Genomic DNA, 25843 nt, shown 5'->3' with positions numbered 1-25843 from the left:
GAGTTTCGCAATCCTAGACATTTCATCAAATAATTTTTCTTTTAAAGGTTATGAATTCACCATGAGCATATTTTTCTATCATAGAGCTCATCATGTGTTCATGAATAAGTTAAGAGGTTATGCCTTTTATAAAGCTCAAACCTACATAAATTCATTTTTATATGCAATATAATTGCGCCTCATATAAAAGGTATTTGCAGCGCTATTCCTGTGGTTATTAAATCAGCTTCCTTTTTCAATCAATTTCTTAATATCTGAAAGCTCACCAAACAATACCAATAAGTCATTTTCACATAACAAGGTGTCTGACTTTGCAATTCCGGAGGCTTCCTTACGATGTACGGTCTTGCCTTTAGCAACCGCATCGGTCACCGTAACAGTTGTTAAGACAATAACCTTGTACCTATTGGTCAGGTCTGCATCCCTCAACGTCATACCTACATATTTGGAAGGGACTTTGGTTTCAATAATGCTATATCTATCAGACACTTTGAAGGAATCAACAATATCGACATTATCCAGTCGCATCGCGAGACGTTCTGCAGCTTCCTCTTCAGGCATGATATATTCGTCTATCTGCATCGCCTCCATTACCGTCTTTTGTAAGTCAGAAACAACCCTTCCAATAATTCGTTTGACACCAAGCTGTTTGACCAAAGCTGTTGTGAGTAAAGATGCACCTTCATCTTCGCCAATGGCGATAATTACCGCATCACTATCCTTGAGCGGCAAGGAGGATACCGCTTCCCGATCCGTGGTATCAAGACATACGGTATGCGTAATCTTGTCTTTCAACTGTTCGACAATCTGTATCTTTAAATCCGCGCCAATGACTTCATGGCCCAACTCTGTTAAGTGTATACCTAATGAGCGGCCAAAATGCCCAAGGCCTAAAACTATATATTTCATCTATATGTCTATTTAGTACCCTAAAACAGAAGCTTCTCTGTTGGATAAATATAACTTTTGTTCTTCGTATTTTTTATAAAAGCAACAAGCAACGTCAACATGCCCACACGCCCCACGAACATTGTAAAAATAATAATCATCTTGCCTGTCGCACTCAATGATGGGGTCACTCCTAGGCTAAGCCCACAAGTGGTGTATGCGGACACGGATTCAAACAGGAGTGCCTTCATCGGTTGATCCGGATCCGAAAAATTAAGAAGCACAAAAGAGAATGTAATCGTCAATACGGAAAGGACAATAATAGCAAACGCCTTATTAATTGATTCTGAAGCTATCTTTCTTTTGAAAAGTTCGATAGAATCTTTTCCTCGCGCTAATGAAAAAATATTCATGAAAGCAATTGCAACGGTGGTGACTTTGACCCCGCCGCCTGTCGAACCAGGTGAAGCCCCTATCCACATCAAAGTGGTCAGCATAATCAATGTAGGCGTGCTCACAAAATTGACATCAACACTATTAAAGCCCGCGGACCTAGAGGCATTGGCCATAAAAAGTGATGTAACCCATTCTCCAAACACACTCCCATCTGGAATCAATGTGTTATTTTGCTCCATCAGGAAATAGGACCCCGTCGCCATAACGACAACAATCGCATTACATAGGAGTATGAATTTGGTATTGAAGCTAAAAGGCTGTGCTTTGTGTTTGTATTTCTTTTTTAGAAACACCATACAGATCAAAGCATTGATTTTACCTTTGAGGTAAGTATAAAAGTTATAAACAGTACCGAAGCCCAATCCCCCCAAAACAAAAATCAGAACCAAAACAATTTGAAAACTATAATTGTATCTGTAGCCAGGATTGCCGATTCCATCGGAAAGAATAGAAAACCCTGCATTACAGAATGAAGAAATAGCATGAAAGGCGGAAAAAAACACACGCTCGGCAGAACTTTCAAAAAGCGCAGGATCTAATGTGAAATAAATAAATATACCTCCAATGAGCTCAAACAATAAAGTAATGAATATTATCGTCAATAACGTCGATACAACATCGTTAAGCTTGTTTTCGCCCAAAATCTCACCAAACATCAGCTGGTTCTTAAAGGAGAAGCCCCCTGAGAAGAAATAACCGAAGAAACCTGTAAAGGTCATAATCCCCAATCCTCCAACCTGTATCAATAACATGATAATAGTCTGTCCAAACAATGAAAAATTGGTGGAAATATCCGTTACGGAAAGCCCTGTAATACACACTGCACTAGTGGCCATAAAAAAAGCATCAACAAAGCCAAGAGGAGCTTCTAGGGTTGTTCGAGGTAGCATGAGCAACACGGTGCCTATAAAAATCAGTCCTATGAAGCTGATTACAAATAATATCGTGGGATTAAAATAGAAGTTATCAAAAAACAAACTGCTCTTTGATAGCTCAGATAAAAAGACAATTCCAATGCCCAGATACAACCACTCGTCTTTCGCGAGGTAGCTTACCCATGTGACATCGGAGATACGGGCCAAAGCAACAATCAAAAAATACGCAACAACAATGATTCCAGAGTAATGTGAGGCCGTAATACGTCTAAAGGCGAATATAGAAGAGGCTGTTCGGATGAACTCTAGTGCAAAAAGACCATAAAACATAGCGACAATGGCTACTTTCGTATGTTTTGCTATCTGTGCATTCGTTATATAGCCGATATGTACTAATACAGTGACTGCACATACCATGCTAACATAGAACATAATAAGGTCTACAGCCTTGTAACGGTAACGAAATACAAACTTTAAAAAATCTGCAATAGACTTCATACTACAAACATAGTAATATATATTTTTGCTGAAGTCAATTACTTCTCCTCTACTTCAGTTTTTTCCTTCTTTTTGAACAGCCCCTTAAAGAATTTTCCTGTTTTTTTGACCACTCCTTTTGCTTCTACGTGTACCTCTTTCGCTTTCTCTGCAGTACCTAACAATTTGGCCTCTCGCTCCGGACTAATACCAGCACACTGCTTAATCCCCTCGAGAAGACTTTGCCACAGTGTCTTGAAGAATGTGTGCTCTGGCACACGTGTATAGTTAATCTTTCCAACGTGATATTTTTCATTTGCATCGGGATTACTATCGTTTATCAGAATTTGATTAACAAGGAATGACGCCAGTTTGGATTTCTTACCATTTTCTTTTTCTGGAAGATCTATTTTTAAATTATCATAATCAAATTTAAAACTACCCCAGTTTTTACGGTCGGTCCCCTCCATATTGAAAGCAATTTTTCTAATATTGCCAGAAGCAATCCCTACATTGAGTAAGGGGTGTAAAATACGGTTAAAGGCTGTCGCATTCATAGCCCCTAACGTACCACTATAGGTATGGTACCCGTTTTTACTTAACATATCAAATCCAAATTTTGCATGGAGCCGTCCAGCCCCCATAACTTGCGCAGAGAGATCAGCCCTCATATACTTATCTTTCTTTAACACAGTCGTATCGTTCGTAACATTGGTTAGCGTTCCCTTGGCATGATTAAAACTGATGGCTCCTTCACGCCCAAATTTTGCACTCATTTCATGATAAGTTACGGTAATATTATCTACGAAAACGGTATCCAATCGCAACAGCTTTTTGGCCTTCATCAGTTGCTGATGTGGAGAATGTCCTATTTTCACCACAGGATACTTTGGATATCTTTTATCAGCGGAAAGATCTACTGTCCCGTTTTTTAGCTGAACCTTGGCGGCAATAGTCTGCTGATTATCAATCAGTCTCTTAAAATCAAGATGTTCCATGCGTAACGTATCAAACGCTAAAACAGCCATGGTCACATTCTTATTTTTTCTCTTAAAAAAAGAAGCCTTATTCATCTTAGGCCCGTAAAAGACTTTGGTTAATAAGACATTCTGTTCTCTGGTGTTGATCCTTAGATCATCAAACTTAACACGATAGTAACCATCCGGCAGATCATACTCAAAATGAGGTATCTGTACGTCAACCATTTTGGTATAATAGAGACGTGAGGTATCAGCAAGAGAGGTTTCATCAACCAATACGTCATGAACGTTGATATTCACCTGATCGAGACTGATGTGGCTGGTATTCCCCGCTTCGATTTTAGAATACTTGAACTTTACATTATCTATCTTGATATCCTTTACATTGATAGACCTGACGATATCTTTAACATTTTCATATAGCGTTTTTTGGGTATGTTCAGAAATGGTATCATTGTAGGCATGATATTCACTAATGAGATGGATACTAGGCTCCTCAAAAACAATGGAACGAATATTCAACCTCTTCTCAGACAGAATATCCATAAGACTGAACCGTCTTATCTTCAATGTTTTCAACTTGATATGATAGCGATTATTAGGGGCTTCTTTAGACAATACTTGCTGTCTATAAATTGCTGAATCTGGGATCAACTCTGCATTCCATAATGTCGCATTTCCGAGTGCAATATTCAAATCCAGATCATCATACTTCAAGGTATACAATCCGCTAGTGGATTTGTGTACAGCTTCTTTGAGCTTTGTCTCTACAATGGGTTTCCAATTTCTTCCATAATACCAAACCACTCCAGCTACGCCCAATATAAGGACCAACAATACAATCAGAATCCACTTCAACGCAAGCTTCATATTTGTTTCATTATTAATTTGAGAAAAAACAACCGAGCAGGTATTTTGTTTTTTCTCAAATACACGTTATTTAATTCCGGTTATCTTCGTTGGCGTACATACTCAGATAACTCTCATAACGCGATTCTTCAATATCTCCCTGTTCGACGGCATCCAACACGACGCAACCTGGCTCATTGATATGACGGCAGTTGTTAAATCTACACTTATTGAGATAGTACCGCATCTCGGGGAAGAAATGTGACAACTCCGTCTTTTCAATATCGACGATTCCTAGTTCACGGATACCTGGGGTATCAATCAATTTGCCTCCAAAAGGCAGCTCAATCATCTCAGCAAAAGTAGTGGTATGCTTCCCTTTGTCAGACCAGTCGGAAATACGTCCTGTGCGCAACTCCAATCCAGGCACAAGTCTATTGATCAATGTAGATTTGCCGACTCCGGAATGCCCTGAAACCAACGTAACCTTATCCTTCAACACATCCTGTAGCACATCGACATGTGTCCCTTCCAATGCTGACACATCGTAACAGGAATAACCTATGTTTTCATAAATCGCTTTATACTGTTGTAATATCTCTTTACCTTCTTCACTAAAAAGGTCTAATTTATTAAAAACAAGTATAGCTGGAATTCCATATGCCTCGGCTGTCACAAGGAAACGATCTATAAATCCTAAAGAAGTCGGCGGAGAAGCCAAAGTGACGACCAAAACGGCCTGATCTAAATTAGCGCCCAAAATCTGTGTCTGCTTCGAAAGATTTACTGACCTACGGATAATATAGTTCTTACGTGGTTCCAATGTTGTAATAATCCCATTCTCGCCAGAAGGTTCTACATCAAAGCCCACCCAATCGCCCACAGCAACAGGATTAGTGGTTTTTATTCCTTTTGTTCTGAATTTGCCCTTGATACGGCAATCATAAGAAACACCATCGTCTCCTAACACCTGATACCAACTACCGGTTGACTTTGTCACCAAACCTCTCATTTCCTACTAATGCTTATTTTATTAAGTAATTATCCCAATCTGCACAAAAGTCGCAAAAAATATCAACATTACAGCTTATTGCTTCTGCTCTTTCCTTCTCCTAAATATAGGTAGTTGATGAAGGTTTTACTACCTTTGTCTAGTACACATAAACATATTATTTGTGAAAAAACTATTTCTTTTGGACGGGATGGCTCTTATTTATAGAGCGTACTTTGCACTCAACAAAGTCCCTAGGTTGACTTCATACGGGCTCAATACCGGCGCTATAATGGGTTTTACAAACACCTTACTAGATGTTTTAAAAAACCAAAACCCAAGCCATATTGCAGTTGTGTTTGATACAGCTGCGCCAACAAACCGACATATTGAGTTTGAAGCGTATAAAGCAAACCGCCAAGAGATGCCAGAAGACCTTTCTAAATCGATACCGTATGTCTTTAAATTGATCGAAGGGTTTAACATCCCACTGATTACCAAAGATGGTTATGAAGCGGATGACATCATAGGAACACTCGCCAAAGAAGCTGAAAAAGAAGGATTCACGGTATACTGTATGACACCAGATAAAGACTTTGGACAACTCGTATCGGAGAATATCTTTATTTATAAGCCTGCCCGAATGGGAAATGGAGCAGAGGTGCAAGGTGTGCCAGAAATATTGGAGAAATGGGAAATAACGGATGTGTCTCAGGTTATTGATATTCTAGGACTCTGGGGAGATGCTGTAGACAATATACCCGGAATACCTGGAATTGGCGAAAAAACGGCAAAAAAACTGATCCAAGAGTTTGGTAGCGTTGAAGGCATTATTGCCAATTCGGATAAACTGAAAGGAAAACAGAAAGAAAATGTAATCAATTATGCTGAACAAGGACTAATTTCCAAAAAGCTAGCAACAATTCTTTTGGATGTCCCAGTCAAATTAGACGAAGAACAACTACAGGTACAGCCTCCGAATAAAGAAATTCTCGAACCACTATTTGCCGAACTGGAATTCAGAACACTGGGCAAACGTGTCTTTGGTGAAGACTTCTCTGTTGGTGATGCTGCATCAAAAGCTCCGTCAGGACAAATGGATCTCTTTGCAAGCGAGCCAATGCAGGTAGAAGATAACACTTCTGCTGCTTCAATTGGACCGAATAAGACAATTAAAGACACCGACCATACGTATATTTTAGTAGAAAGTATCGAAGAGATCAAAGAACTGGTAACGATTCTATCCAAGCAACAAAAAATATGCTTCGATACGGAATCCACTGGCGTAGATCCTTTATTGGCAGACATTGTAGGACTATCTTTCTCCTTTGAAAAAGGAAAGGCTTACTATGTACCGACTCCTTCTGATAGAGAACTGGCTTTGGACATCGTTTCCCAATTTAAACCTGTATTTGAAAATAGTGCTATCCAGAAAATTGGACAGAACATCAAATATGACATTCTGCTTCTTTCGCGATATGACATCGCTGTACAGGGCGACCTGTTCGATACAATGTTAGCGCATTATCTAATCGACCCTGATACACGCCATGGCATGGATATTCTATCGGAAACCTACTTAGGCTACACACCTATTTCCATAACTGAGCTCATAGGTAATAAAGGAAAAAACCAAGGAAATATGCGCGATGTACCAGTAGAACAAGCAAAGGAATACGCTGCTGAGGATGCGGACATCACCTGGCAGCTATATGAAACTTTTACTCCGCTTTTATCCGAAACAGCAACTCAAGAGCTTGCAGAGAAAGTAGAATTCCCGTTGGTATATGTGCTTTCGGAAATGGAAAAAAATGGTGTCAAGATTAACATTGACACGCTGAAAGTATTCTCACAATCCTTAGAGACAGACATTGCAGCTCTGGAACAACGTATTTATGAGAAAACGGGTGTCCAGTTCAATATTGCTTCGCCCAAACAGCTCGGCGAGGTTTTATTTGATAAACTGCAACTAGATCCGAAAGCTAAAAAGACAAAAACGGGGCAGTATAAGACTGGAGAAGAGGTCTTACTAGCACTAGCACATAAATCTGATATCGTGCAAGACATTTTGGATTTTAGACAGTATCAGAAATTAAAATCTACTTATGTAGACGCACTACCCAATCTAATAAACCCAGAAACAGGACTAATACACACCTCCTATAATCAGGCTGTAGCTGCCACAGGACGTTTAAGCTCGACCAATCCGAACTTGCAAAACATACCTATACGGACAGAAAAAGGTCGCGAAGTACGTAAAGCATTCGTGCCTCGCTCGGAAGACCACATCATCCTGTCTGCCGATTATTCGCAAATTGAGCTCCGAATTATGGCTGAATTAAGTCAAGATGAAAATATGCTGGAGGCATTTACCCTAGGTCATGATATCCATAAAGCAACAGCTGCTAGAGTCTACGGCGTACCCTTGGAGGAAGTAACCTCGGATCAACGTCGGAATGCAAAGGCCGTCAACTTTGGTATTATATATGGACAGTCAGCATTTGGGCTTTCTCAAAACTTAGGCATATCCCGGAAGGAAGCTGCAGAGATTATCGATCAATATTTCGCACAGTACAAGGGCATCAAAAACTATATGTCAAAAGCAGTAGAGTCTGCAAAAGAAAAGGGATATGCAGAAACTATTCTAAAACGTAGACGCTATTTGAGGGATATCAACTCGGCAAATATGACCGTGAGAGGCTTTGCTGAACGTAATGCGATAAACGCTCCAATACAGGGATCTGCCGCTGATATGATTAAAATTGCCATGATCCAAATTCAAAAAGACATTGAAGGTCAGAATCTGAAAGGAAAAATGATTATGCAGGTTCATGACGAACTTGTATTTGACGTACCTAATAATGAGGTCGACACTTTCAAGCAGATCATCACCGAACGAATGACCAAAGCTATTGAACTCCGTGTTCCAATTGAAGTCGAAATTGGAGAGGGTTCGAATTGGCTTGCTGCCCATTAAATTGATTCAAGAGAAAAACATTAAAGGAAGAGGGATGAAAAAAATAGTTTATTTGATTACACTTCTGTGTGCTGTCTTATTGCAAGAAACTAAAGCACAGCCCAATGGAGCCTTATACTTTGAAGACGCACCTAATAACATGATGCGCTTCTATTTTGACCAGAACTATTTCCTGGTTGACAAAAACTGTGAGTTCAAATACGTTGAACGTGTCTCCTCCTTTGATAAAAAAACGAACAAATTTGAAGGTGTATTTAAAGATTTCGACCCTAACGGAAGACTAATCCTAACAGGACATTACCAAGAGGGCAAAAAGCAAGGAGAATTTAAAGCGTTCCATCCTAATGGAGCTCTCAAATGGGAAACAAACTTTATAAATGACGCGCCATCGGGCTCTTGGAAATACTATTATCCAGATGGCAAGCCAATGCTTTTTGTCACAATAACCTTGAACAACTTTTACATAAATCAATACTGGAATAGAGAGGGGACTCAATTAGTAAAGGATGGAGAGGGGAAATACGATATAGACCTCCCTATTGTAGGGTTTACAGACCATGGATATACTAGATTCAACCGGCAGGGAAAAGTGAAGAATGGACAACCTGATGGTATCTGGTACATATCCTTTGTCGATGAAAGAAAAAGGCGAGATACACATCTTTTATTCATTGAGCAATATGAGGATGGTCGCTTAAATGGAAAGAATTTTGAAGAAGGGTTTGAGCACCTACTCATTGCAGAAGAGGACTTTGTGTTTACACCCAATGATTATTTTCCTAGAGCAGAGTTCATGCTCAGTAAAAGATGTTCCTTTGATGAGTTTACGGGATTCAATATTTTCATCGCAAACAAATTTACCAAGTACTTAAGTGAGGTCGGTTATTCCAACAATCAGGATGTGCAAAAGGAAATCACCTACGTTGTTAACGTTTCAAAGAACGGGGTTCCCTCTTCGGCAAAATTAGAAAACATCGCATCCTTCTCTAAGGAGGAACGGTTTCATTTCAATCAGATGATTAACCAAATCGGATATTACCTCCCATCTTACAACCAGAGCTTGCCCATAGCCGACATACTTACAATAAAATTTGTAATACAGTCGCAAGCTGGCACAATACACATATCTCCAGTACAAATACAACGAGAAAAGGGTGTGTAGGATATTTACTTGAATTTATCTATGTTTGCAAAACAAAAAAGCTTTAAATAAAGATTGAAACATGAAATTTCACAAAGAAGGATATACCAGTTTAGCGTTAGTTGTTCTATTTATATTCATCATCAATGCTGTCGCAAATTATTATGATGCCAATCTTATAATAAAATGGTTACTGTATATTGTTTCTGCTTTCTTATTCATCACCATCGTACAGTTTTTCCGAAGTCCTATTAAAAAGATTAAAATAGACGAAAACGTCGTTTTATGCCCTGCCGATGGTAAAGTTGTCGTCATCGAAGAGACAGAAGAAACCGAATATTTTAATGATAAACGAATCCAGGTCTCTATTTTTATGTCACCGGTAAATGTGCATGTAAACAGAAATCCTGTTTCTGGTGTAGTCTCTTTTTTCAAATATCATCCGGGAAAGTTTCTGGTAGCATGGCATCCAAAGTCATCTACGGAAAATGAACGCACAACAGTTGTTGTAAAAAAATCCAACGGTGTAGAGGTACTATTCCGTCAGATTGCAGGCGCTTTAGCACGTCGGATAGTATGGTATGTAAAAGAAGAACAGTCTGTTCAACAAGGTGAAGAGTTTGGCTTCATCAAATTTGGCTCACGTGTGGACCTTTTCTTACCCCTAGGAACGAAAATCGATGTAACCATCGGTGACAAGGTCGTTGGTGGTAAAACCATTATCGCTAGGTTTTAATATTAAATTAACATTAATATACCTATTTTTAGCGATGTAACAGTCTAGGTAGTGCTGCATAGACCGAATTATTGTTACAATTGAACATTAATTAATAGAAAAGGTCTTTTATGAACTTCAGGCTACTTGTTTTTTACATCGCTTCAGTAATCTCCCTATCTGTAGCACTTGTGAGTATGTATTATGAAAGGAGTTGGAATCACTTTTTCATACTGCTTGCTGTATCTTTTGTCGTCTCATTTATAATACTCAACAATGTACTAAATCAGTACATCAATAACCGAATTAGTAATATCTACAAACTCATCCGTAGCCTAAAACTGGGCAAGGATATGAAGGAAGTACTTGCTGAACATGCCAGCGATGACCCTATAAAAGGGGCCGAACAGGAAGTAAGGGACTGGGCGAAACAAAAGTCGACAGAAATTGACCAGCTTAAAGCTCAAGAAAAATTCCGAAGAGAATTTTTGTCAAACATTTCGCATGAATTCAAAACACCGTTATTTGCTATACAAGGATATATAGAAACGCTACAGGATGGCATGATTACGGATGACCCAGATATGGCATTGGTATTTTTAGATAAAGCGGCAAAAAATATTGATCGCCTCACTTATCTCATCAATGACCTGGATGAAATTTCAAAATTGGAATCAGGAAAAATATCCCTTAATATCCAAAAATTTGACATAATCGAATTAATTCACGAAACCATTGAGCATCTAATTGACAAAGCCAACAAACATAACATAAAGATTGTCTTTAACACAAAGTCGAACCAGGCCGTCCAAGTAAAAGGTGACCGACTGAAAATACAGCAGGTCTTAATCAACTTAATCGACAATTCTTTAAAATATGGGAAGAACGGAGGAAAAACAACTGTTAGCATATTCCCTTTGCTGGATCAAATATTAATTGAAGTAACAGACAATGGTTATGGTATAGAAGAAAAAAATCTTCCCCGTGTATTTGAACGCTTCTTCCGTACAGACAAAAGTAGATCTCGTGACATTGGAGGATCCGGGCTTGGTCTTTCTATTGTCAAACACATCTTGGAAGCACACCAACAAACGGTAAATGTACGCAGTACAGAAGGAATAGGTACGACTTTCGGCTTTACCTTATCCAAATCAAAGAACATTTAATTGGGCAACCATTATCAAACTTAACATTAACTTAACATTAAGATTATACTTTTGCATCAAAATAAAAGTATTATGTCTTTAAATAGCATTTTTCAGTACTTTGTCCCAAAGGACAAAAAATTCTTCCCTCTATTTGAGCAGGCTGGCGCTAATCTTATTGAAATGGCGAAGCTATTGAACATCTCAGTAAATAGCACAAATCTAGAAGAGAGAAAAGAGCTTTCTAAAAAGCTTGAAGACCTTGAGCATGTTGGTGATAACATCACCCACCAAATACATTTAGAACTTGGACGTAATTTTATTACTCCATTTGATCGCGAAGACATACACGCCTTAGCGAGTTCTCTTGATGACGTGGCTGATTTTATACATGGAGCTTCCAATAGAATGCAACTATACAATGTAGAACAGCCTACTCAGCCAATGATTGAAATCACGGCATTGATTCTAGAGGCTACGGAGCATGTTGCTAAAGCGTTGTTCGAACTAAAGGATTTGAAAAACATACGTAACATCACAGATTCTTGTGTACGTATCAACAGCGTGGAAAATAAAGCCGACTATATTTTTGATAAAGCTGTTGCAGACCTATTCGAGTATGAAAAAGATGCAATATCTCTTATCAAACAAAAAGAAGTTCTATCCGCAATGGAAGACGCAACGGACAAATGTGAGGATGTGGCAAATGTACTGGAAAGTATCCTTGTTAAAAACGCCTAATGGTGACACGCTAACTATACATAATTAATTTATTATGATTACGACTTTACTAGTTGTTGTTATCGTGCTGGCAATAGCTTTTGATTATATCAATGGCTTTCACGATGCAGCCAATTCAATCGCAACTATTGTATCGACAAAAGTATTGACTCCCTTTGTAGCCGTACTTTGGGCTGCCCTATTTAATTTTGTTGCATACTTTGTATTTACAGACCATAAAGTAGCCAACACTATCGCAAAGACTGTTATAGACGAATATATCACGTTAGAAGTAATATTTGCTGGGCTTGTCGCTGCCATATCTTGGAATCTATTTACATGGTACTACGGGATACCTTCATCTTCATCACACACTTTAATTGGTGGTTTTGCGGGATCGGGAATGGCCTACGCTTTATTTCTTGGAGCCAATCCAATAGACGCTATAAACCTAGGAGCCACTTTAAAGATTCTTTCTTTTATTGTACTCGCACCTGTTATTGGTATGACGATAGCCATCATCGTTACACTTATCATCATCAATATCTGCAAGAAAACAAGACCTAGTGTCGCTGAGCGTTGGTTTAAATTTTTACAACTGGTCTCTTCCGCAGGCTTGAGTTTTGCGCATGGTGGGAATGACGCACAAAAAGTAATGGGAATAATAGCGACCGCATTAATAGCACAAGGTGTAATCGGAAATTTTGAGGAGATGCCAGAGTGGGTTCCACTTTCTTGTTATGTTGCAATTGCGGCAGGTACCATGAGTGGTGGATGGAAAATTGTTAAAACAATGGGGACCAAAATTACAAAAGTGACACCGTTGGAGGGCGTAAGTGCCGAAACAGCAGGAGCCGTCACACTGGGGATTACAGAACATTTTGGTATACCAGCATCTACAACACATACTATCACAGGTGCAATTATAGGTGTCGGTGTAGTAAAAAGAGTTTCGGCCGTAAGATGGGGAGTAACAATAAGCTTGCTCTGGGCTTGGATATTAACTATTCCTGTAAGCGCCATCTTAGGAGGTTTGACCTTAGCGATTATACACTATATACTTTAATAGCCTGATTTTCGCAATCATTTTGAACAGAATATGTTAGGCAATGTAGCTTTTACACTACATTGCCTTTCTTTTTTATCGAATGACAAACAAATTTGGGTGAAATATTTGCTATATAACAGACAAATAAGTAATTTTACCTATTATTTAACAAGGGACAGGGGCGAAAATTAATTTTCATTGTGATTTATTTTTTTGGCACCGTTATTGTTAAGTTATGTTAAAAATGAGAACAATTAAAAATTTTAATAACCTTAAACAAAAGAGTATGAACTATTCTACAATTAAAAAAACAGCTGTTGCAGCTTCTTTAGTAGCCGCTTTAGGTTTTGCTGAAACTGCTCAAGCTCAAACTCCAACTGTATTTGGTGGTAGATCACAATACAGAACTTGGTCTATCGGAGTACAAGGTGGTATCACTACACCTAACACTTTAATCGGTGGTAACAATGCTTTTGGTCAAAAAGTTGGTTACTTCCAAAATAAAGTTGGTGAGTACTATGGTTTGACTGTTCGCAAACAATTCTCTCACCTATTTGGTTTAGAGGTTGAAGCTAACCGTGGTAAAATCAAATCATTCAACAAAAACAATGCTTTTGAAGCAGGTTCTGGCGCTACAGGAGCAGGTACAGCTAAGTCTGTTGAAACTTCTGTTAACTGGGCAGCTAGCTTAAACGGTGTATTCCAATTAGGAACTATTGACTTCTTAAGAAGAGAAAATGCTGTTAACTTCTACGCTAAAGTAGGTTTAGGAGCTTTCGCTTACAACCCTGTTCAATTCGCAAACAATGAATTTGGTGGTGGTGAAGTTTACAACAACAAAGACAAATGGGGTGATGATATTTTCGGAGATAGAGAGCACAAAGGAGATAGAAAAGACCGTTTAGGTATGATCGTTCCTGTAGGTGTTGGTGCTAAATTCAAATTATCTGAAGTTGTTGCCTTGAACTTAGGTTACACAATGAACTTCACTGATGAGGCATTATTATACGGACCAAACAGACACGGAGATTCTAAACAACGTTTTGCTAACGTATACGGTGGTCTAGAGTTCACTTTAGGTTCAAAAGACAAACAAAACTTGACTTTTGCTAACCCAGTTGCTACTATGTATGATGAGTTAAGAGACCCATCTTTACGCAACGAAGTTGAAGCATTAAAACAACGCGTTTCTTCATTAGAAGGTACTGTTGATGCTTTAGGAAAAGATTCAGATGGTGACGGTGTGCCAGATAAATTTGACAAATGTCCTAACACTCCTGCTGGTACAGTAGTTGATGGTTCTGGATGTCCTATCAAATTCCCTGAGCAAGTTGTAGCTCCAGGTGCTACTACAGGTGCTTACTACGCTCCTATTCAATTTGAGTTTGATAGCTCAGTATTGAAAACTGAATCTTACGGTACATTAGATAAATTAGCTAAAGAAATCCGTGACGCTAAGTCATCTGTTACTTTAAACGGTTACGCATCTTCAGAAGGTTCTGAAGCTTACAACGTAAGTTTATCTAAAGATCGTGCTAACGCGGTAAAACAATACCTAGTAAATGCTGGTGTATCTGCATCTAGCATCAATGCTAACGGTTACGGAGAAGCAAATCCAATTGCATCTAACGCAACTGAAGCTGGTCGTGTTCAAAACCGTCGTGTTGAGATCAAAAAATAATCATACTTAACGTATAATTATTAAGTATAATAAGCCGTCCCGAAATTCGGGACGGCTTTGTTTATTTTAAACTTTTTCACTTTTTTGCATTCTAATGTTAATATGTGGAAAAGAAGTTTGGACTGATTTAGTTTAAAAAGCGTATTTTTCAATAAATAGTTACGATATGGAAGAGGAATTTGAGTTTGGATCGCCGGAGGAGCAAAAGGAATCTGTAAATCGTTATGAGGAAATGATTCGGAATGAAGATCAGTATTTCTTTGACTCAGCGGCTTTTGATAGTATTATTGATTATTATACAGAAAAGAATGACCCACTAAAGGCATTACAAGTTATCGATTTTGCGAGTAATCAACACCCTTTTGAGACATCCTTTTTCCTAAAAAAAGCCCAGCTTTTAGCTTCGGTGCAACAGTATGAACAGGCCTTAGAAGCTCTTCTCAAAGCAGAACTATTAGAACCCTCTGACGGGGACATTCAGCTTGTAAGAGGATCTATTTTAGCTTCTACAGGTAAGTATGCAGAAGCCGAAGAAGCGATGCTTAGTGCTTTACATAGCGTAGAGAACAAAGAAGATGTATACTATCAACTTGCAGGACTGTATCAAATTCAAGGAGCTTATGAAAAGGCTGTGCACTACCTTAAAAAAACACTCGAAGCCAATTTAGAAAATCAAGACGCATTATATGAACTGGCTTTTTGTTACGACATACTAGATAAACAGGAAGAGAGTATTTCGTTTTATAACGAGTTTATAGACAGAGATCCTTATTCTTTTATCGCCTGGTATAATCTTGGAAATGCATATCACAAAATGTCCAGATTTGAAGAAGCCATTGACGCCTATGACTACTCAATTCTTATAAAAGAAAATTTTGCATCAGCATACTTTAATAAAGGAAATGCTCTTGTAAACCTAGACAAATACTCGGAAGCAATACTCGTATACAAACAGACCTTTGAATACGAACCGCCCAATGCAGATACATACTGTGCCATGGGAGAATGTTACGAAAAATTGGAGCAAATGGACACTGCGAGAGATTACTATAAAAAAGCAGTGAAACTTGACAGCGATTTATCTGACGCATGGTTTGGAATTGGGGTAACATTAGATTTTGAAGAACGTTACTTCGAATCATTGCATTTTTACAAAAAAGCATTGGAACTCGAAGACGATAATCCAGATTACTGGTTTGCAATTGCAGATGCAAGATACAAACTAGGGCAAGTCGAAGAATCAGAAAAAGCCTATGCTAGAGTGGTCGAACTAAACCCGACAGACATGGATGCATGGCTAGACTTTTCATCCATCTATTTTGAGCAAAAAAAATTCACGCAAGCGATAGAAACGATGTCTGAAGCAATAAAATGCAACCCGGATACGGCGGAGCTTTACTACAGACTTGTCGCCTACTTATTCGCTAACGGTCAATATAATGAAGCGCTTAACTTTCTCGAACTCGCATTAGCTTTTGGTCCAGAAAAGCACAATATTCTTTTTGACTACCTACCACAGTTGCAAGGCAATCAAATCATTTCGGAAATAATAAAGAAATACACCTCAAATTCATGATAAAACTGGGATTAATCGGGTTTCCTCTAGGTCACTCTTTTTCAAAAAACTATTACTTATCTAAATTTGAGAACGAGAACATCACTGACGTAGATTATGATCTATATTCGTTAGAGAATATAAATCAATTCCCCAACTTATTTCTTAACGACAATCGATTTAAGGGTTTTAACGTCACTATACCTTACAAACAAACAGTTATCGATTTTATCGACGATCTTTCGGTAGAGGCAAAGCAAATCGGTGCAGTCAACTGTATCACCATTCAGCATATCGGGGACAAGGTATTACTAAAGGGTTATAATACAGATGCCTTTGGCTTTGAAACCTCTCTAGTTCCGCTTCTTACACCTCAACACGACCGGGCCCTAGTTCTTGGAAATGGAGGTGCAGCGAAAGCCGTATTATACACATTCGATAAATTGGGAATTCCCTATACCATCGTTAGCAGAAGTAAAACAAATGGCAATCTTACCTACGAACAACTCAATAGAGACATTATTTCTTCTCATCCCATAATTGTCAACTGCACCCCCGTCGGGACAGCTCCTAATATAGAAGAAGCTCCACAAATACCCTATGAGTATATCACCAATAGGCATCTACTCTATGACCTCATCTACAATCCTGCTGAAACTTTGTTTCTAAAAAAAGGAAAACTGCAAAGTGCGATTACAAAGAATGGTCATGACATGCTAATTCTTCAGGCTGAGAAAAACTGGCAAATATGGAAAGATAATTTCTAGATGATACGTAATATTATTCTCCTCATCCTAGTTGGCATAACAACTCTAGCTTGCCATAACGAAGACTACAGTCCAAAACCTCGCGGATTTCATCGAATTATCTTTCCAGAAAAGATATACAAACAAATTGAAACTGGATGTCCATACAGCTTTGATATACCGACCTACAGTAGTCTTGTTGTCGATAATAGCAGTAATGCAAAGCCTTGCTGGAAAAACCTAGATTTTCCACAATTTAATGCGAAATTGCACCTCAGTTACTTCGAAATAGAGCCCAACTCAACGTTCCAACAGCTTACTGAAGATGCACGCACTTTCGCCTTCAAACACACAGCTATGGCAAGTGCTATAGAACAGCAGGCAATCTCTCTCCCAAAACAGAATGTCTATGGGTTGGAGTACCACATACAAGGAAACACAGCTTCGAACTATCAATTTTTTATCTCGGACAAGTCCAAACATTACCTGCGCGGGGCACTATACTTTAATGAAAAACCACATCTTGATTCTATACAGCCTGTACTTAAGTTCATAGAGCAAGATATTAGTCACCTTATCCATACGACCAAGTGGTTATGAGCCCAGCTTTTTACTATAGATATTCGTGAATTATATGCTTTTTAGCTAAGTTTGAATTATGATTAATATAGAAACTATCACGTTTAATCCCTATCAGGAAAACACCTATATCCTTTTCGACGATAAGAAAAACTGTGCGATTATTGACCCCGGGATGCACACCCCTCAGGAGGAACAACAACTAGAGTCTTTTATCAACACAAATGAACTGAAGCCACAACTGTTGCTGAATACACACTGTCATATTGACCATGTCCTTGGAAATCATTTCGTCTATGAAAAATGGGGACTTAAACCCCTATTCCATGAAGGTGAAATCCCTGTACTGATAGCGGTACAGAACTACGCTCCACAAATGGGCTTTCGATATGATCCATCCCCAATTCCCGAAGAATTCCTAATCGATGAGCAGAAGCTTTTGATTGGAGACCATACACTACATTGCATATTGGCACCAGGCCATTCTCCTGCCCATCTTTGTTTCTACAATGCCGAACAAGACTTTCTAATAGGAGGAGATGTATTGTTCAGAAATAGTATAGGCCGAACCGATCTGCCGGGGGGGAACCATGAAACATTATTAGAGGCGATTAAAAAAAACATATACACCTTACCCAATAAAACAATTGTCTATCCAGGCCATGGTCCTACCACAACAATCGCCTACGAAAAAGAAACAAATCCATTTATTCGCGGATGAGAAAGCTAAAAATACCCCTCTTATTTGCCTGTCGTTATCTCTTTTCAAAGAAGACCGTCAATGCGATAAATATCATTTCTATAATAAGTATTGTAGGGGTATTCGTTAGTACAGCAGCTCTTGTAATCGTCCTTTCTTTTTACAATGGCATGGAAAAGTTTATATTATCCATGTATAGTAATTCCACGCCTGATTTACGAATCGAACCCAGGCAAGGGAAAACATTCTCAAGCGCCACTCAAGTATTTAAAGACATTTCTTCGTCACCAGATGTTAAAAATTATGTTGAATTACTTGAAGACAAAATTCTTATTCAATATGACCATCAACAATTTGTTGGACAACTTAAAGGTATTTCTCCCAATGCTCTCGCGGCACAGGATCAAAGAGAGATCCTACACTCGGGTAAATTTGTAATCCGAGAGGATTCCACAGACTATGCACTAATAGGGGCACAGATTCAATCCAACTTACAAATTCCACTTACGGGCTTTTATAACCAGATTGAACTCTACTTTCCAAGGCGAGGGGTTTCTGCAAGCAACTTAAACCCATTAGAAGACTTTAACATTCGAACAATCCCTGTCAATGGTGTACTGACCTACCAGCCCGAATTTGACAATATCGTCCTCGTACCAATGGACTTCGCTAGGGACATTCTGGGCGAACCAAACCAAATATCTGCTGTTGAGATATATACTAGTGAAGTCGCCAAAACTACTAAAATCCAGAAACGATTAGAAAAGGAGCTTGGCCAAGATTTTCTAGTTAAAGACAGGGAGCAACAAAATCCAACGTTGTACAAAACTGTAAAATCAGAAAAGTGGATTGTCTTCTTTATATTAACATTTATTGGCATAATCGCTATTTTCAATATCATTGGTTCCCTCACGATGCTAGTCATTGACAAAAAAGAAGACATGAAAGTCTTACAGCACCTAGGTGCAAACAAACCTATGGTAGAACGGATTTTTTTTATTGAAGGAATTCTAATTGCTCTTATTGGAAGTGCGTTAGGTATAACAATCGGCTACCTCTTTTGTAAACTACAAGAAAAATTTGGCTTTATCCGTACGGGAGAAATGGAAGGTTCACTTATAGATATATACCCTATCGACATCCGGTCCCAAGATTTCATTATCGTATTCACAACTGTCTTTATACTATCAGCCTGTGTTTCCTATTTCTCTTCGAGATTGAGTGTACGTGAAATTGGCAGAATAACGGATATAAACAAAGCAGAGTAGTCTAATATTTTAACTTCTGTCTACTGTAGTCTCCCCGTTGAATTTGATTAATTAATTGCGCCCAACCGAACGGATTTAGCAATGGATTGGCATACCTTTGATTAATATTCTTATTCGTCATATTTATGTGCCTCTGCATCGAATTAAAACTCTGAATTTCATCAGCGCTGCGAGGTACAATACGAGCTAAAGCGGCCATTGCCTCGGGGCTCAAATTATTACGTGCAGAAGCGACAGGATCATGACCGTCTTTCATGCCCATGAAATCAGCGAGATAATCCTCGTAGCTTGCCCAAGGAAAAGGTGTCACTGCAGGTAATTCAATCACCAAACTACGCATCTGTATGTGTGCCGTAAATTTATCGTCAGAGACATTGGGTATTACAAAGGTCACTGGATCATATCCAACACTTGAGAATTGTATAGTATCACCGCTGTGTGCGACAAACGAGAAATAACCGTCGTTATTAGAAATAAAAGTCTGATTGTTATAGGATGTATTTTTTATGGTCACATAAGCGACGGGTAGTTCAGACCCAACAGAGGATATCAACCCACTAAACTGTAGTATACTCTTAGTTTGTGTAAACCCAAATTGTATACAACAGATTAAGCATAAAATGAATAGGTACTTTAGATATTGTTGCATTCTAACAAAAATAATTAAACACAAAATACCTTCTTGTTAAAATGTGTTAAGCAAAAAACAACAATTCCGTTACAATTGGTTGGGCGTTGTAGCATTTGGATCATCCATATCCGTAATATTGATTGCCTCTACAGCAACAATTTCAGGGACGGCCTTCTTTACCGCTTGTTCTAAGCCTGCTTTGAACGTCATGATACTCATAGAACAGCTGGCACAAGCCCCCAACAGCCTCAACCGAACGATATTATCGCTGGTAATTTCTTCAATACTAACATTACCTCCATCTGTTTCAAGATAAGGTCTTAATGTGTCTAATGCTTGCTCGACTCTTTCTCGTAAGGTCATTTTATTAAATACTTTCTTTCCTTTGGAGTAAAGATAGACAAATATTTACTTAATTTGAAATCTGAGAATGTTTTATAGCATAATCGTGACAGGCTCCTCTTTAAGGGTTAAAGTTTGTTAAAGCCACACTTTAGTGTTACTAACTCAATTAAAATCAATTAAATTGCGCGCTGAAATATAATTGAATATTATCTTTAATTGACGTATCTTTGTACAATGTTTTTAAATAGACGCACAGGAGTTATAATCGCCTTTTTATTGGCTACATTTTTTTTCACAGGCTGTAAAAGTAAGTTTGAAAAGCTGAAAAACAGTAATAATATAGCCATGAAGTATCAAGAGGCTGTAAAGTTTTATGAAAAAGGGAAATACTCAAAAGCTTTAATTCTATTTGATGATTTAGCGGAAAAATACCGTGGCCGTGCAGAAGCCGAAGACCTTTTTTATCTCCGAGCCAATGCTACCTATCGCCTGAGGGATTATACTTCGGCTCGCTATCATTTCAAAAGTTTTGCTACTATCTACCCAAGTAGCCCTCGTGCTGAAGAATGTAGGTACATGGCAGCCTATTGTTATTATATCGAGTCTCCTCGATCGAACTTGGACCAAGAGAATACTCGTAAAGCAATTGACGAATTACAACTATTTGTAAACTACTACCCAGAATCGGAGAGAGCGAAAGAAGCGGGGGAACTTATTCAGAACCTTCGTGAAAAACTGGAAAAGAAAGCTTTTGACAACGCAAAGCTCTATTACAATATGGGGCTGTCAGATGATTATCGTGCCGCGGTAATTGCGCTTGAGAACGTTTTAAAAGATTATCCCGATACTCGATTTGCAGAAGAAATTGAATACTTAATTGTAAAAGCACAGTATTTGTTTGCAGATAACAGCTATCCAAATAGACAAGAAAAACGCTTTAATGATGCTATTGATTATTATGAAACATTTATTGAACACTATCCGTCAAGTAAATATCGTAATGAGTTAGATGGATTAAAGTCGAGTGCGGACAAAAAGATTGTACTCGCGATACGTAAAATGAACGAAATCAATAAGCAGATAGAAGATCAAAACAAAGAGCTTGGGATAACCGAAGTAAATACAGAAGCGACAGCAACACAAGTTAAGAAATAGAATATTTATATAATATATCAACAAATATGAGTCAAGCAAAAAACAACGCCGTTCCAAACTCTACCGTTACTAGGGATTTAAGAGAATTGGATCAAGCTACCGACAACCTGTACGAATCTATAGTTGTAATTAGCAAAAGAGCGAACCAAATTGGAGTGGAGATGAAGGAGGAGTTGAATTCCAAATTGGCAGAATTTGCTAGCAACAATGATAATTTGGAAGAGGTTTTTGAAAACCGGGAGCAAATTGAAATATCAAAACATTACGAACGTATGCCAAAAGCAACTCTTGTTGCTATTGATGAGTTTCTGAACGACAAAGTTTACTTTAGAAACCCTTCAAAAGAGCAAGACTAATCGTATTGGAAAAATGTCTTCTTTAAAAGACAAAAATATTATACTTGGTGTATGCGGCAGTATAGCCGCATACAAAATTGCCTATTTACTACGGCTCCTTATCAAAGAGGGAGCAGATGTTCAAGTCTTAATGACTAAAGAGGCAACCCAATTTATTACTCCCCTAACATTATCCACACTTTCTAAAAAACCTGTACTTGTCGAATATTATGACAGGAACACGGGGTCGTGGAATAATCATGTACAATTAGGGCTAGATGCCGATTTAATGATTATAGCTCCAGCTTCTGCCAATACAATTGCAAAATTGGCCAACGGAATTTGCGATAATCTCTTAACGGCAACCTACCTCTCTGCTAAGTGTCCCGTTTATTTAGCGCCAGCAATGGATTTAGACATGTGGAAGCATCCGGCAACACAACACAATATCTCACGTATTCAATCCTATGGAAATATTATTATTCCACCTGGAGATGGGGAACTTGCAAGTGGATTAGTCGGTGAAGGCCGCTTAGCTGAACCTAAGGACATTATCCGCTTTTTACTTTTAAGTTTAGATAATAGTTTGCCTTTGAAAGGAAAAACGGCATTGGTAACAGCTGGACCAACTTACGAGTCAATAGACCCAGTCCGCTTTATAGGAAATCATTCGTCAGGAAAAATGGGTTATGCAATAGCTCATCGCTTGAAATCACTTGGAGCTGAAGTAACACTCGTATCAGGCCCCACAGCATTACCGACACCTCTAGGTATTAAAACAATCAATATACAATCTGCTCAGCAAATGCTTGAAGCTAGTGCCGAAGAATTTAAAACGGCTGATATTATCGTCATGAGTGCAGCTGTTGCAGACTACACACCTATAGACGTTGCTCAACAAAAAATTAAGAAAAAAGAAGAAGAGTTCTCAATTCAGCTCAAGAAAACAACAGATATTCTAGCCTTCTTAGGACGTCATAAAAAAAAGCACCAAACTTTAGTCGGCTTTGCATTAGAGACAAATAATGAGGTAGAACATGCTAAAGAAAAACTAGAGCGTAAAAACCTAGATTTTATCGTTCTAAACTCCTTGGCTGACAAAGGTGCTGGATTTGGTACTGATACGAACAAAGTAACTATCCTTTCTAGCATAGGCGAGGTAAATGAATTTGAGCTAAAAAGTAAAGCTGAAGTTGCTAATGATATATGCGAATTGATACTTAAGCATCAAAACCCTAGTTCCCCACAGCTCTAAGATTACTCTAAAGATTTGCAATTCGAACTTCCTTAGGGTAATAATTATTAATTCGGTTTGGCATCGCTTTAATCCAACCTAAATCCATTCCTTCATAACGAACGATAATCCATCCGCTTAGTCCCTTACTATTGACTGAAGGAGACAAACTTTCTTTACGAAGATATGTCAGCATTTCTTCTAAATTGAGATCTAGAAACGGTATATCCTTATGAATCCGGTTACTCAGCGCGAGATCGTGACTTGGGATTAGGTCTTTCCCAACTACTCGTCCAATTTCTGTTCCTGCATTTTTCAGATATAGTACTTTCTGTAAAGTTGCTAAATCCTGTTCGTAAGCTTTCGGAAAAATATGCAATAAGTCATGATACAGAAAAGAATAAAGTCCTTCCATATTTGCCCACTTTTGTGCTAAAGACTGTGGTGCTGCATTCTTTTCCGCCTTTACTTTCTTAAGAGAAAAATTCGCCAGTCCTTCTTTGCGCTTCAGAATTGCGCAGAAAAACCCCTCTCCCGCTACCTTATGGGGATAGAAACGATATGAGGTAGCCGCATGCTTATCGGACTTCCCAACCTCTATCCCCCACGAATCGTCTACCGATACAGAAATCGATTCGAGATTGAATGTATCGATCATCCAATCCACGATATCTTCGTTCTCTTCTTTTGAATAAGAACAAGTAGAATAAAATATGACACCAGCCGCTTTCACAGTTGCTATACTATCGGCAATAATACGCTTCTGCCTTTCACTACACAATTTTACATTAGCCATGGACCATTCATCCATTGCGCCATGATCTTTATGAAACATTCCCGAACCCGAGCAGGGAGCATCAATAACAGCTAAGTCAAAATAACCAGGAATCCGAGAAAAAGAACTTGGGTCATTGTTAGAAACAACCACATTCGCATTCCCCCATTTTACGAGATTATCACGTAGTACTGAAGCCCTGCTTTTTATTATCTCATTGGCCACCAACAAGCTGTCCTTGTGCAAGGCTGAGCTCAATAAAGTCGCTTTGCCGCCAGGTGCGGAACATAAATCCAATGCACGTATAGGTTCTCTATTAAGTTTTAACTCACGAACAACAAAGTCTAAAAACATCGAACTTGCTTCCTGAGAATAGTAACAACCAGCATGAAATAAAGGATCTAAGGTAAAAACAGGTCTCTTATTGAGGTAAAAACCACCATCACACCAAGGTACCTCTCGTTCGATATCTAATAGAGACAGATCAAACTTCTTTCCCGGATTGATACGTATTGAAGACGTCTTCTGCTCCTTGTCATGGATACTTACGAAAGCATTATAATCAAAATGGGGATCTCCTTGGAGATGTCTAACTAAGTCTGGGGGGAGTTTATTACTCATACACAAAAATAAAAAGTCAAAACTAAAAGTCAAAATTAAAATGAAATCCAGCTTATTGTCTTATCTTTGGACTTTTTAAACACTCTTACTTCTATGAAGAATTTCAAAAAATACTACATTATTCCAACTACACCTGAAGATATTTTTCGTGCCTTGACTACGGATATCACTATTCGCTTGTGGACCGGTGATCTTGTTGAGATAGACGCCCGTGAAGGCGGTCAGTTCTCTTTTTGGGATGGAGGTATTACAGGGCATTTTATCGAACTAGAGCCCTTTAAAAAAATAGTACAACAATGGTACTTCGGAGAGCAAGAAGAAGCCTCTATCGTCACAATTAAGCTTCACGAACACAAGAAAGGTACTTCCTTTGAAGTCAACCATACTAATATTCCAGATGAAGATTATGAAGACATTGTCGATGGTTGGGATCAAGAATATGTAGGCAGTCTAATTGACTTTTATACGGAAGAATAGAATTAGATTCCTTCCAATAAATCAAATCCCAGCATTATTCAATTAACTATTGTTGGTTTCTTTATTATAGCTGCATCTCTTCCTCCTCTTTAACTTCCCAACTTTAGGGTGTTCGACTTTACCTTTAGTATCTTATTAACTCCCTACATATATGCTCTTTCGAAAGTAGACTATTGCTCACTATTTATTTCGAGTACTGAGTAGCTGGCTTCGGGGAAGCGCTCCGAATAACACGTTCCTGTGGTTAATAATATATCTTCCTAATCTCGTTCAGGTTCCTGAGAGGGTCTATATTGGACACAGCTAGAACAGAGAGGGCTGTATTCCTCTCTGGGATCCCGTTCTCTCCTCGTTTAGCATTATCCGCTGGGGGATTATATATACAACAAAAGCCCCTCCAGTTTCCTGAAGGGGCTTCGTATTAAAAAAGGCACCGACCTACTCTCCCACCTGTTACGGCAATACCATCGGCTCTGGCG

23 protein-coding genes are annotated in these 25843 nt (G+C 38.6%); 16 read left to right on the top strand and 7 right to left on the bottom strand.

Features of this window, described 5'->3' with window-relative positions; translation table 11 throughout:
- Positions 1 to 222: 222 nt before the first annotated feature.
- From CLV99_RS21245 to rsgA, 4 genes are all read right to left on the bottom strand, one after another.
- Positions 223 to 909, bottom strand: coding sequence for a potassium channel family protein (locus tag CLV99_RS21245; RefSeq protein WP_133586532.1), 687 nt, complete (start codon positions 907 to 909; stop codon positions 223 to 225).
- A gap of 20 nt (positions 910 to 929) precedes the next feature.
- Entirely contained in the window at positions 930 to 2717 is a 1788-nt protein-coding gene (locus CLV99_RS21240; RefSeq protein WP_246032824.1) for a TrkH family potassium uptake protein, read from the bottom strand.
- Positions 2718 to 2755: 38 nt separating this feature from the next.
- Positions 2756 to 4546 (bottom strand): hypothetical protein, encoded by a 1791-nt coding sequence (locus tag CLV99_RS21235; protein ID WP_133586531.1) that lies wholly within the window; start codon positions 4544 to 4546, stop codon positions 2756 to 2758.
- Positions 4547 to 4616: 70 nt separating this feature from the next.
- Entirely contained in the window at positions 4617 to 5537 is a 921-nt protein-coding gene (gene rsgA / locus CLV99_RS21230) for a ribosome small subunit-dependent GTPase A (RefSeq protein ID WP_133586530.1), read from the bottom strand.
- Positions 5538 to 5700: 163 nt separating this feature from the next.
- Between rsgA and polA the strand changes: the two genes are divergently transcribed.
- From polA to CLV99_RS21170, 12 genes are all read left to right on the top strand, one after another.
- Complete coding sequence (gene polA / locus CLV99_RS21225; RefSeq protein ID WP_133586529.1) at positions 5701 to 8493, top strand: DNA polymerase I; 2793 nt, start codon at positions 5701 to 5703, stop codon at positions 8491 to 8493.
- A 34-nt stretch (positions 8494 to 8527) separates the two neighbouring features.
- A complete protein-coding gene (locus tag CLV99_RS21220) occupies positions 8528 to 9655 on the top strand; it encodes a toxin-antitoxin system YwqK family antitoxin (protein WP_133586528.1) in 1128 nt (375 codons plus the stop codon).
- A gap of 61 nt (positions 9656 to 9716) precedes the next feature.
- A complete protein-coding gene (locus CLV99_RS21215; RefSeq protein ID WP_133586527.1) occupies positions 9717 to 10370 on the top strand; it encodes a phosphatidylserine decarboxylase family protein in 654 nt (217 codons plus the stop codon).
- A gap of 110 nt (positions 10371 to 10480) precedes the next feature.
- A complete protein-coding gene (locus CLV99_RS21210; protein ID WP_133586526.1) occupies positions 10481 to 11515 on the top strand; it encodes a sensor histidine kinase in 1035 nt (344 codons plus the stop codon).
- A gap of 72 nt (positions 11516 to 11587) precedes the next feature.
- Positions 11588 to 12235, top strand: coding sequence for a DUF47 domain-containing protein (locus tag CLV99_RS21205; RefSeq protein ID WP_133586525.1), 648 nt, complete (start codon positions 11588 to 11590; stop codon positions 12233 to 12235).
- Positions 12236 to 12269: 34 nt separating this feature from the next.
- Positions 12270 to 13280: an inorganic phosphate transporter gene (locus CLV99_RS21200; RefSeq protein WP_133586524.1), complete on the top strand. Its 1011-nt coding sequence runs from the start codon at positions 12270 to 12272 to the stop codon at positions 13278 to 13280.
- A gap of 226 nt (positions 13281 to 13506) precedes the next feature.
- Entirely contained in the window at positions 13507 to 14943 is a 1437-nt protein-coding gene (locus CLV99_RS21195; protein WP_394347257.1) for an OmpA family protein, read from the top strand.
- A gap of 166 nt (positions 14944 to 15109) precedes the next feature.
- Entirely contained in the window at positions 15110 to 16519 is a 1410-nt protein-coding gene (locus CLV99_RS21190; protein WP_133586523.1) for a tetratricopeptide repeat protein, read from the top strand.
- Positions 16516 to 17265: a shikimate dehydrogenase family protein gene (locus CLV99_RS21185; protein ID WP_133586522.1), complete on the top strand. Its 750-nt coding sequence runs from the start codon at positions 16516 to 16518 to the stop codon at positions 17263 to 17265. Before CLV99_RS21190 ends, CLV99_RS21185 begins: the two co-directional genes overlap by 4 nt.
- Complete coding sequence (gene gldD / locus CLV99_RS21180; protein ID WP_133586521.1) at positions 17266 to 17844, top strand: gliding motility lipoprotein GldD; 579 nt, start codon at positions 17266 to 17268, stop codon at positions 17842 to 17844.
- A 58-nt stretch (positions 17845 to 17902) separates the two neighbouring features.
- Positions 17903 to 18544 carry an MBL fold metallo-hydrolase gene (locus tag CLV99_RS21175; protein ID WP_133586520.1) on the top strand — a complete coding sequence of 214 codons (642 nt, stop codon included), beginning with the start codon at positions 17903 to 17905 and terminating at the stop codon, positions 18542 to 18544.
- Entirely contained in the window at positions 18541 to 19791 is a 1251-nt protein-coding gene (locus CLV99_RS21170) for an FtsX-like permease family protein (RefSeq protein ID WP_133586519.1), read from the top strand. The genes CLV99_RS21175 and CLV99_RS21170 overlap by 4 nt, the downstream gene beginning before the upstream one ends.
- A gap of 1 nt (position 19792) precedes the next feature.
- Here the strand turns inward: CLV99_RS21170 and CLV99_RS21165 are convergent, their stop codons facing one another.
- Together CLV99_RS21165 and CLV99_RS21160 are read right to left on the bottom strand one after the other, a co-directional pair.
- The gene (locus CLV99_RS21165) at positions 19793 to 20440 is read right to left on the bottom strand and encodes a hypothetical protein (RefSeq protein WP_133586518.1); all 648 of its coding nucleotides are present in this window, start codon (positions 20438 to 20440) and stop codon (positions 19793 to 19795) included.
- 69 nt (positions 20441 to 20509) lie between these two features.
- Positions 20510 to 20785, bottom strand: a complete 276-nt coding sequence (locus CLV99_RS21160; protein WP_133586517.1) for a NifU family protein — start codon at positions 20783 to 20785, stop codon at positions 20510 to 20512.
- Positions 20786 to 21001: 216 nt separating this feature from the next.
- Between CLV99_RS21160 and CLV99_RS21155 the strand changes: the two genes are divergently transcribed.
- The 3 genes from CLV99_RS21155 to coaBC are packed head-to-tail and all read left to right on the top strand — an operon-like array spanning position 21002 to position 23512.
- Positions 21002 to 21922 carry an outer membrane protein assembly factor BamD gene (locus CLV99_RS21155; protein WP_133586516.1) on the top strand — a complete coding sequence of 307 codons (921 nt, stop codon included), beginning with the start codon at positions 21002 to 21004 and terminating at the stop codon, positions 21920 to 21922.
- Between the two features lie 26 nt (positions 21923 to 21948).
- The gene (locus tag CLV99_RS21150; protein WP_133586515.1) at positions 21949 to 22278 is read left to right on the top strand and encodes a DNA-directed RNA polymerase subunit omega; all 330 of its coding nucleotides are present in this window, start codon (positions 21949 to 21951) and stop codon (positions 22276 to 22278) included.
- Positions 22279 to 22291: 13 nt separating this feature from the next.
- Positions 22292 to 23512 (top strand): bifunctional phosphopantothenoylcysteine decarboxylase/phosphopantothenate--cysteine ligase CoaBC, encoded by a 1221-nt coding sequence (gene coaBC, locus CLV99_RS21145; RefSeq protein ID WP_133586514.1) that lies wholly within the window; start codon positions 22292 to 22294, stop codon positions 23510 to 23512.
- Positions 23513 to 23519: 7 nt separating this feature from the next.
- Here coaBC and CLV99_RS21140 read toward each other — a convergent pair whose 3' ends face one another.
- Positions 23520 to 24887, bottom strand: a complete 1368-nt coding sequence (locus CLV99_RS21140; protein WP_133586513.1) for a methyltransferase RsmF C-terminal domain-like protein — start codon at positions 24885 to 24887, stop codon at positions 23520 to 23522.
- Between the two features lie 93 nt (positions 24888 to 24980).
- Between CLV99_RS21140 and CLV99_RS21135 the strand changes: the two genes are divergently transcribed.
- On the top strand, positions 24981 to 25364 hold the full coding sequence (locus tag CLV99_RS21135) for an SRPBCC domain-containing protein (RefSeq protein WP_133586512.1): 384 nt from the start codon (positions 24981 to 24983) through the stop codon (positions 25362 to 25364).
- The last annotated feature ends 479 nt before the right edge of the window (positions 25365 to 25843 follow it).

It is taken from the genome of Sphingobacterium yanglingense (assembly GCF_004363245.1).
Classification (GTDB): Bacteria; Bacteroidota; Bacteroidia; order Sphingobacteriales; family Sphingobacteriaceae; genus Sphingobacterium; species Sphingobacterium yanglingense.
The sequence above is the reverse complement of the archived record's forward strand: the minus strand, read 5'-3'. Positions and strand labels throughout refer to the sequence as shown.

Coding starts and splice junctions, on each gene's coding strand:
- CLV99_RS21245 (WP_133586532.1), bottom strand. CDS start 909: ATGAAATATATAGTTTTAGGCCTTGGGCATTTTGGCCGCTCATTAGGT.
- CLV99_RS21240 (WP_246032824.1), bottom strand. CDS start 2,717: ATGAAGTCTATTGCAGATTTTTTAAAGTTTGTATTTCGTTACCGTTAC.
- CLV99_RS21235 (WP_133586531.1), bottom strand. CDS start 4,546: ATGAAGCTTGCGTTGAAGTGGATTCTGATTGTATTGTTGGTCCTTATA.
- rsgA (WP_133586530.1), bottom strand. CDS start 5,537: ATGAGAGGTTTGGTGACAAAGTCAACCGGTAGTTGGTATCAGGTGTTA.
- CLV99_RS21220 (WP_133586528.1), top strand. CDS start 8,528: ATGAAAAAAATAGTTTATTTGATTACACTTCTGTGTGCTGTCTTATTG.
- CLV99_RS21215 (WP_133586527.1), top strand. CDS start 9,717: ATGAAATTTCACAAAGAAGGATATACCAGTTTAGCGTTAGTTGTTCTA.
- CLV99_RS21210 (WP_133586526.1), top strand. CDS start 10,481: ATGAACTTCAGGCTACTTGTTTTTTACATCGCTTCAGTAATCTCCCTA.
- CLV99_RS21205 (WP_133586525.1), top strand. CDS start 11,588: ATGTCTTTAAATAGCATTTTTCAGTACTTTGTCCCAAAGGACAAAAAA.
- CLV99_RS21200 (WP_133586524.1), top strand. CDS start 12,270: ATGATTACGACTTTACTAGTTGTTGTTATCGTGCTGGCAATAGCTTTT.
- CLV99_RS21195 (WP_394347257.1), top strand. CDS start 13,507: ATGAGAACAATTAAAAATTTTAATAACCTTAAACAAAAGAGTATGAAC.
- CLV99_RS21190 (WP_133586523.1), top strand. CDS start 15,110: ATGGAAGAGGAATTTGAGTTTGGATCGCCGGAGGAGCAAAAGGAATCT.
- CLV99_RS21185 (WP_133586522.1), top strand. CDS start 16,516: ATGATAAAACTGGGATTAATCGGGTTTCCTCTAGGTCACTCTTTTTCA.
- gldD (WP_133586521.1), top strand. CDS start 17,266: ATGATACGTAATATTATTCTCCTCATCCTAGTTGGCATAACAACTCTA.
- CLV99_RS21175 (WP_133586520.1), top strand. CDS start 17,903: ATGATTAATATAGAAACTATCACGTTTAATCCCTATCAGGAAAACACC.
- CLV99_RS21170 (WP_133586519.1), top strand. CDS start 18,541: ATGAGAAAGCTAAAAATACCCCTCTTATTTGCCTGTCGTTATCTCTTT.
- CLV99_RS21165 (WP_133586518.1), bottom strand. CDS start 20,440: ATGCAACAATATCTAAAGTACCTATTCATTTTATGCTTAATCTGTTGT.
- CLV99_RS21160 (WP_133586517.1), bottom strand. CDS start 20,785: ATGACCTTACGAGAAAGAGTCGAGCAAGCATTAGACACATTAAGACCT.
- CLV99_RS21155 (WP_133586516.1), top strand. CDS start 21,002: ATGTTTTTAAATAGACGCACAGGAGTTATAATCGCCTTTTTATTGGCT.
- CLV99_RS21150 (WP_133586515.1), top strand. CDS start 21,949: ATGAGTCAAGCAAAAAACAACGCCGTTCCAAACTCTACCGTTACTAGG.
- coaBC (WP_133586514.1), top strand. CDS start 22,292: ATGTCTTCTTTAAAAGACAAAAATATTATACTTGGTGTATGCGGCAGT.
- CLV99_RS21140 (WP_133586513.1), bottom strand. CDS start 24,887: ATGAGTAATAAACTCCCCCCAGACTTAGTTAGACATCTCCAAGGAGAT.
- CLV99_RS21135 (WP_133586512.1), top strand. CDS start 24,981: ATGAAGAATTTCAAAAAATACTACATTATTCCAACTACACCTGAAGAT.